At 69.1% G+C, this 7,977-nt stretch carries 6 protein-coding genes and 1 pseudogene; 3 read left to right on the top strand and 4 right to left on the bottom strand.

Annotated features, from left to right (window positions below):
• A partial coding sequence (locus G3N93_RS29375) for a PRC-barrel domain-containing protein (protein WP_241026750.1) occupies window positions 1-513 on the top strand: 513 nt, incomplete at its 5' end.
• A gap of 12 nt (window positions 514-525) precedes the next feature.
• Here G3N93_RS29375 and G3N93_RS29370 read toward each other — a convergent pair.
• Both G3N93_RS29370 and G3N93_RS29365 read right to left on the bottom strand, forming a co-directional pair.
• Entirely contained in the window at window positions 526-1,137 is a 612-nt protein-coding gene (locus G3N93_RS29370; protein ID WP_206134529.1) for a DUF4142 domain-containing protein, read from the bottom strand.
• A gap of 107 nt (window positions 1,138-1,244) precedes the next feature.
• A complete protein-coding gene (locus tag G3N93_RS29365; protein WP_206134528.1) occupies window positions 1,245-3,245 on the bottom strand; it encodes an ATP-binding protein in 2,001 nt (666 codons plus the stop codon).
• Between the two features lie 410 nt (window positions 3,246-3,655).
• Between G3N93_RS29365 and G3N93_RS29360 the strand changes: the two are divergent.
• Window positions 3,656-4,703, top strand: a pseudogene (locus G3N93_RS29360) (sigma-54 interaction domain-containing protein).
• A 30-nt stretch (window positions 4,704-4,733) separates the two neighbouring features.
• Here the strand turns inward: G3N93_RS29360 and G3N93_RS29355 are convergent.
• Together G3N93_RS29355 and G3N93_RS29350 are read right to left on the bottom strand one after the other, a co-directional pair.
• Window positions 4,734-6,533 (bottom strand): methyl-accepting chemotaxis protein, encoded by a 1,800-nt coding sequence (locus G3N93_RS29355; RefSeq protein ID WP_174935326.1) that lies wholly within the window; start codon window positions 6,531-6,533, stop codon window positions 4,734-4,736.
• 345 nt (window positions 6,534-6,878) lie between these two features.
• Entirely contained in the window at window positions 6,879-7,133 is a 255-nt protein-coding gene (locus tag G3N93_RS29350) for a DUF3562 domain-containing protein (protein ID WP_206134527.1), read from the bottom strand.
• Window positions 7,134-7,688: 555 nt separating this feature from the next.
• On the opposite strand from G3N93_RS29350, the gene G3N93_RS29345 reads away from it, so the two are divergent.
• On the top strand, window positions 7,689-7,977 hold a 289-nt coding region (locus G3N93_RS29345; protein WP_206134530.1), incomplete at its 3' end, for a hypothetical protein.

Here is a 7,977-nt window from a genome sequence, read left to right as displayed (position 1 = left end):
AGACCGTCGCACGACGACACGCGCATCGTCGGCGGCAACCGCCGCACGGCCGGCAGCGGGCCGGGGCCCGACGTGATGGCCGCCCGCACGCTCGAAGGCGATCGCGTCCTGACGATGGACGGCGACGACATCGGCCAGGTCACCGACATCATGCTCGACGTGCGCTCCGGCCGGATCGCGTATGCGGTCGTGTCGTCGGGCAGCCTGCCCGGGATCGGCGACAAGCTGCTCGCGGTGCCATGGAACGTCCTTGTTCTAGACGTCGAACGCCAGTGCTTCGTGCTGCCGGTCGCGACCGAACGCGTGCGCGAAGCTCCCGGCTTCGACAGGAACCGCTGGCCGGCCATGGCCGATCCGGAATGGGCCGAAGCGCTGCATGCGTACTACGGGAGTGCGCCGTACTGGCTGATCGAGGAAGGCGAAACGGCGCTCGACTCACCGCCGTACGAGGCGTCGCCGGGCGGCCCTGAAACCTCTGAAGCCTCCGAAGCCCCTGAAAGTGATAAGCGGTAGCGCGATCGCCGCTCAGTGCGCGGCCGCCACCGCCTGCGCAAGTTGCCGGGCGGCGGCCAGGTGCGCGTTCAGCGTCGCCAACGTGTTGGCCGCGAACGCGCGCAGCTGCGGATCGCGGCCGTTCCGCGCCTCGGCTTCGTAGAGCCGGATCGCTGCTTCGTGCGCGCGCGGGCCCGCCAGCGCGACATAGGCCACGTCGAACGCATGACCCTCTTTGGTTCGCAACGCGGTCACGGCCGGATCAACGAGCATCCGCGACTGGACCGGTACGCCCTTGGCCGCACCAAGCTGCCGCAATTCGCCGGCGATCCGCCCGTGATCGTCGACCATCCGGCGCGCGAATGCCTTCACGTCGGCGTTCGACGACCGGTCGAGCGCGAGCTGGCTGGCCTGCCGCTCTACCTTGCCGATCATGCCGGCCTTGTCGACGAATTCGACGTCGATACCGGTCGGCCGCTGCGTCATGCCGGCTTCGTCGGCCGTCGTGCCGGGGCGGATGACGCCCGGCGCGACCTGCGCCGACGAAGCCGGTGCCACCTGTGCATGCGCGAACGCGGCGGTCAATGCGCAGACGGTCGCGGCCAGCACGATCGCCGCCGGCCGGCGGGTTCGATTCGTTTTCATCCGGACCTCCGTGTGTCGCGACGGAGCGGGCCGGCCGCGCGGATTGCCGTTGCGTCCATCGCGCCTCCTTTCCTCGTCGACGACCAGGCGGGCGGCCGCGCCGGCTGCTACCGGCCGCGCCCTTTCCGATCGTGCCCGGCGTCCGGCGCGACGTCGGCGATCACACTCGCCAGCGTCGGCATGTCCACCGGCTTGCGCAGATACGCGTCGAAACCGGCCGCCATCACGCGGTGCCGGTCGGCGTTGCCGGCGTGGGCCGTGACCGCGACGACAGGCAGATGCCCGCTGCCGCCCGGCAAATGTCGGATGCGATCGAGCAGCCAGAAGCCATCACCGTCCGGCATCGCGAGATCCGACAGCACGACGTTCGGCGCCTGACGCTCCACCACGTCGAGCGCGTCGTGCCCCGATTGCGCGGTCGACACCTGCGCGCCCATCGTTTCGAGTGCCGCGGCGAGGCTCGCGCGTGACGTCGCATCATCGTCGACGACGAGCACGCGCTGGCCGTCGAGCGTTGCCGTGTCAGACGCGCCTGCCGCGTGCAGCAGGTATTCGGCCGGATCGTCGACGTCCCAGCCGGCCGGCAGCGTGACCGTGACGGTCGTCCCGCGTCCGGTGCCGGCGCTCGTCGCGACGACGTCGCCGCCATGCAGTTGGGCGATGTTGCGCACGATCGACAGGCCGAGCCCGAGGCCGCGCTTCGGCGACGCGAATGCGCGTTCGGGCCGGCTGAACGTCTCGAACAGGTGCGGCAGGTATTCCGGCGCAATGCCCTGCCCGGTATCGGCGACCGACAGCCGCACGCGCTCGCCTGCCCGGGCCAGCGACACGACGATGCGGCCGCCCGGTGGCGTGAACTTGATCGCATTCGACAACAGGTTCGACAGGACCTGGCGCACGCGCTCGCGATCCGCCGGAATCACGCAGGTCGGCATCGCGTATTGGGTCGACAACTCGAGCCCGCTCGCGTGGGCCGTCGCGTCGAGTTCGCGCACGGCATCGCGCACGACCCGCACGAGATCGACCGGCACGCGCTCGAGGCGCAACCGGCCGGTCGCGAGCGACGACGCGTCGAGCAGGTCGGCCACCATGTGCGACAGCGACCGCGCGCTGCGATCGATCGCGTCGACGGCCTGTTGCGCGAGCCCCTGACCGTCGACGTTGCGCAGCACCTCGACCCAGCCGTAGATCACGTTCAACGGCGTGCGCAGCTCGTGCGACACCGTGGCCAGCAGTTCGTCCTTCAGCCGGTTCGACGTGTCCGCCTGTGCACGTGCGTCGCGGGCGCCGCGCAGCGAACGCAGGTTGCGCCGCTCGCCGCGACGGCGTTCGTGCGCATCGGTCAGCGTCATCGACAGGCCCGTGCAGTTGCCCTGCGCATCGACCATCGGCGCTGCGGCGAAGGTCGCCCGAAAACGGCCGCCGTCGCGGCGCACGCACAGCACGTCGAGCGGACCGACCGACGTGTGCAGGTTCGCGAACGATGCGGGCAACGGATGGCGCTGCAACCAGCGCGGCGCGATCATCGCGGCGACGTCTCGCCCGGCGGCCTGTGCCGCGTCGATGCCGAAGATTCTCCGCGCGGCCGGATTCCAGCTCGTGATCCGGCGGGCGGCATCGACGCCGACGATCGCATCGGGCGAAGCGTCGACCACGCGCCGCAGCAGGCTGTCGTCAGGCACGGGCACGCGCGCGGCGGCGGGCACGGGCTCAGGCTCGCGATGCGGCTCGTGGGCATCGGCATCGCCGTCGTCATCGGGTTCGCGCAGACGATCGTTCGCAAGCAGCGGCTTCACGGCCATCACGAGCACGCACTCGACGAAGCTGATCGCGACGAATGCGCCCGCCTGCGCGAGCAGCGTCGCCAGCGGCGCATCGCGCCACCACAGCGTGCCGATCACGGCCACGCTCACGGCGGCCGCGGCCAGGCCACCGCCGAACGACGTCAGCCATGCGGCTGCCGCCACGCCTGCATACAAAGGCAGCGGCGCAAATGGCGCGTGCTCGCCGACGACGCGAACCGCCCACGCCTGCAGCGCGGACGCCAGCCCGACGGCCAGCACGATCCATGCACCCTGCCGTAACAGCTCACGGGTCAGGGTCCTCATTGCATCCTTGCCTCGCGCCGGCTCCGGTCGCACGGCGTCATGCCGTTGGTCGACCCTCCGGCCTGCCGTCGAGCGTGCCGGGCGAGCTTGATGGAATCAGCAAGTGGCATGCCCGACGCGGGCTGTGGATGGCCGGATGGTGAGGCGTGCCGGCTGCGTGGCCGGGTGGCGGCCCTGCGGGCCGGGCCGCAGCGGTCGGTCGGGAACCGGTGGGTGCCGTGGGCCGCACCCGCGCACCGTGACCGCAACCGGCTTTTTCATCGGAATGATGTAAAAAAGCGCCGATACGACCCTGGATCGCGCAGAAATGCCGCGATTCGTGTCAGAAATCGATGGTCTGCTCCTTCCGTCCCCGCCGCGCACATTGGAAATTTCTATTTTGCGGCACCTTCGTGGCCGTTTCGCTGTCGATGAAAATATTGCAATCAACGGAACGCGTGGTGCCGAATTTCAAAACGGCCCCGCTCATGCCGACTCATGACAATGGGAGAAACCGCAAACCGGTCGAAGCAACGTGCAGACAGCCGCCGGTTGTCCGGCCGGTCCTCAGCGATGCGCACGCTGCTCGGCCGCATCGAAAAGATCGCACCGACCCGCGCCAGCGTGATGATTGCCGGCGAAAGCGGGGTCGGGAAGGATATCGTCGCGCGCCGGCTGCACGATCTCAGCGCCCGGTGCGAGGGCCCGTTCGTCCCCGTGAACTGCGGCGCGATTCCGCCCGATATCGCGGAATCGCAATTGTTCGGGCACGAGAAAGGCAGCTTCACCGGCGCGATCGCGCAGCGGGAAGGCTTCTTCGAAGCCGCGCGCGGCGGCACGCTGCTGCTCGACGAGATCGCGGAGATGCCCGCGCCATTGCAGGTGAAGCTGCTGCGGGCGATCGAATCGAATGTGATCGTCCGGGTGGGCGGCACCGAGCCGATTCCGCTCGACGTGCGCATCGTGTCGGCCACGCGCCACAACCCGGCCGAAGCCGTGCGCGACGGCCGGCTGCGCGAGGACCTGTTCTACCGCCTCGCCGCGTTTGCGCTGTACGTACCGCCGCTGCGCCAGCGCGACAGCGACATCGAGACGATCGCACTGGAATTCGTCGACGCGCTCAACGCGCGGCACCATGCGCACAAGCGGCTGACCGACGCGGCGATCGCGGCACTGCGCGCGTACTCGTGGCCGGGCAACGTCCGCGAGCTGCACAACACGATCGAGCGCGCGTACATCCTGGCGGACGAAGGCATCGACGTCACGCTGCCGAAGCCGGCGATGCCGCCCGAGCGCCTGTCGGAGAACACGATGGCGCTGCCGCTCGGCGCGACCTTGCACCATGCGCAGCAGCGCTTCATCGCGGCGACGCTGCACCACTTCGACGGCAACAAGCCGCGTGCCGCGAAAGCACTCGGGATCAGCCTGAAAACGCTCTACAACCGGCTCGCGCTGATGCGCGACAACGGCCGCTCCTGAGCGGCGCGGCCGTCTTTCCCGCCAGCCGCGTCAAGCGACCTTGAACCGCCCGACCGTGGTCGCCAACGCGTTCGCCTGCGACTGCAGCGCGGTCGCGGCGGCGGTCGACTGTTCGACGAGCGCCGCGTTCTGCTGCACCATTTCGTCGAGCTGCGTGACCGCGCGATTCACTTCCTGGATGCCGCGCGTCTGCTCGTTCGCCGCGTGCGTGATCTCGGAGATGATCGTCGTCACGTTCGACACGTTGGACACGATCTCGCGCATCGTGTCGCCCGCCTGACGCACCTGCCCGGACCCGGCCGACACGCTCGCGACCGTCGATTCGACCAGCACCTTCACTTCGCGAGCGGCCTGCGCGCTGCGTTGCGCGAGGCTGCGCACTTCCTGCGCGACGACCGCGAAGCCGCGGCCCTGCTCGCCCGCCCGCGCCGCTTCGACGGCCGCGTTCAGCGCAAGGATGTTGGTCTGGAACGCGATCCCGTCGATCACGCCGATGATGTCGCCGATCCGGCCCGATGCTTCCTCGATCTTCTCCATCGTCGCGACCACGTCCGACACGACCACGCCGCCGTGCGACGCGATCCGCGACGCGGCTGCCGCGCGTTCGTCCGCCTGGCCGGCCGCCGCCGCCGACTGGCCGACCGTCGCGGTGATCTCTTCCATCGATGCGGCCGTTTCCTCGAGGCTCGCCGCCGCCGATTCGGTGCGCGACGACAGGTCCTGGTTGCCCGCCGCGATCTCGTTCGCGGCCGTGCGCACCGATTCGCTCGCATCGCGGATCTGGCGCATTACGTCGTTCAGCTTGTCGACGAAGCTGTTGAACGAGCGGGCGATGTCCGCCACTTCGTCCCGGCCGTCGGCCGGCAGGCGCTGCGTCAGGTCGCCGGCGCCCGAGCCGATCGCGGCCATCGCCTGGCGCACTTGCGACAGGCGGCGGAACGCGGTCGCGGTGATCGCGCCGATGATCAGCGACGCCACGCCGACGACCACGAGCAGCGTGATCAGCGAAGCGGTCAGCAGCGAGCGCATCCCGGCCGTCGCTTCGTTCTTGTCGAGCAGCACCAGCGCGTACCAGTCCGTGCCCGGCACGGGGCGCGCGCGCACCAGCTTCGCGTCGCCGCCGACCGTCACCTCGACGGGTGCGGTCGCGGCCGCGATCGTCGCACCGTTCGTCGCGCCGAGTTCGGGCGACACGTCGGCGACCGGCTTCAGCGTGAGCTTCGCGTCCGGGTGCGCGACCACGTGGCCGTTGCTGTCGATCAACATCCCGAAGCTCGCGGGCGTCGGGTGGATCGTCTTTACGTTCGCGATCACGGTGTCCATCGAGACGTCCGCTGCGACGACGCCCTTCAGCGCGCCGTCGCGCAGGATCGGCACCGCGAACGTGACGACGAGGTTGCCCGTGCCGGCGTCGACGTACGGCGGCGTGACGACCGGCTTGCCGGCCTGCGCGGCCTGCTTGTACCACGGGCGGCCGGTCGGATCGTAGTCGGGCGGAATGCCGGTCGGGTCGGAAAAGTGGAACACCTTGTCGGCGTAACCCGCGTAGACGTTCGTGAAACCGCCGGCCGTGGCCATCTGCTTGAACACCGGCAGCGGATCGGGCGTCAGTGCGGCATCCTGCAGCGATGCGATCATCCGGCTCCGGGTGGCGACCCAGTCGGCGATCCCGACCACGTGGCCGCTGGCGACGGAGGTCAGGTTGCGGTCAATCGCATCGTCGTTGTACGAGTGCGCGATGAAATAGTTGATGAGCGTGGTGGCGACGAGCGCGAATACGACGATGGCAACGCACGCGGCAAGGATGCGGGCCCGGATGGACGAGAACATGGCAACGACTCGGTAAGGGAGCGCGAACGCCCGGTGGACGAATTCACCGGGTAAACGGCAATCGCGCCGCTTACTTGAGGCCGCTGTGACAATTCAGTGAAACGTATGACAAAAGGCAATGCCGCTTGTCAGCGGATCGTCAGGATGGTCGCGCCGGTCGGCGACGCGCGCGCACGCCCGCCGCTGGACGCGGCGACGGTGCCGGCGATCTCGGACACTGAAATCACAAGGGAGTGGGAACAGGCCGGTTCGCTGTCGACGGTGGCATGAATGTCGATCTGGATCCGGCCCTGGCCCGGCGACGGATTGCGTCACGTCCGCGGCATCAGCCGCGGCGCTAGCCCGTCACAGGCGATGGCTCGGACGTGGATCGGCGTCGGCGGACGGCGCATCGGTCCGCGTATCGTGGTCGAAATCGTCCTGCTGGCGCATCCGTTCGCGCAGGTTCCGGATCGCGAACACGTGGATGTAATCGTGCACCCGCGCGCCAGACGACAACACGCGTACTTCGTCGTCGAGCATCGCACGCAACTGATCCGAACCGATCGCACGCTGTTTGGCGGCTTCCTTGAGTGAATCGAGCAAATTGTCCTTGGACATCGACGGACTCCTGACGGTCGAGGAACGAAAAGAAGAAGGTACCGGAAGCTTAAAGACTGAACGGCAGCGCGGCGTGCGATGCGCCGGCGCGTGTTTGCGCGCGATCAACGACACGTTGCGTGCCGCCGTGCCGGTTCGTCCCCGAACCGGCCGCGCTAGGTTCGCGGCGCAAACTGCCCGCGAACGAGACTGGAAGCCCTGCCACGCCACCCCGGGGCGCGGCACCGGCCGACCGGCAAACGATGGAACGTTGCCCGACGCCGATGCAGTGGCGAAGTTAGACCGGCCGAAATCATGCGTCAAGCGACGGCCGACACGCGCTGCCCATTCGTCGGATCGAACGGGCCGGATCGTCGCCGGGACGGCCGATCGGCCGCCCCGCGTGTCAGCGGATTCCGATAGGCGCCGCGCATTACCTGACAGCGACTTCAGCACGCGCTGCTTGGCAGCGCACGGGCGCGACACGATACTGGTGACATGGACGAAACGTTCATACGGGTCATCGCTCAGCCGGCCGTCGAGCCGGCATGCGGGGCCTGGCGCAGGAGACCAACCATGACACATCGCAACTTACCGGGCCGGGACGGCCAGCGGCGCGCGTCGGGCAACGCGCGCGCCCTGCCCGCCCAGGCCGTGTCGGCCGGCAACCTTCCGTCCGACAATATCGACGCCTTGCTTGCGCTCGCACGCGAAGCCGGATTGCTCGTCACGCTCGACGGGCAGATCGGCCGCGAAAAGTACCAGAGCGTCGCGGGCTCGGTTCTCGCGTTGCAACGGTTCGCCGCGGCGCTCTGCGCACGGGCCGCGCCCGACGCGCCGGCCGTTGCCGAGCCACGTCGCAAGG

Source organism: Burkholderia sp. Se-20378 (genome assembly GCF_017104665.1).
Taxonomy (GTDB): domain Bacteria; phylum Pseudomonadota; class Gammaproteobacteria; order Burkholderiales; family Burkholderiaceae; genus Burkholderia; species Burkholderia lata.
The sequence above is the reverse complement of the archived record's forward strand: the minus strand, read 5'-3'. Positions and strand labels throughout refer to the sequence as shown.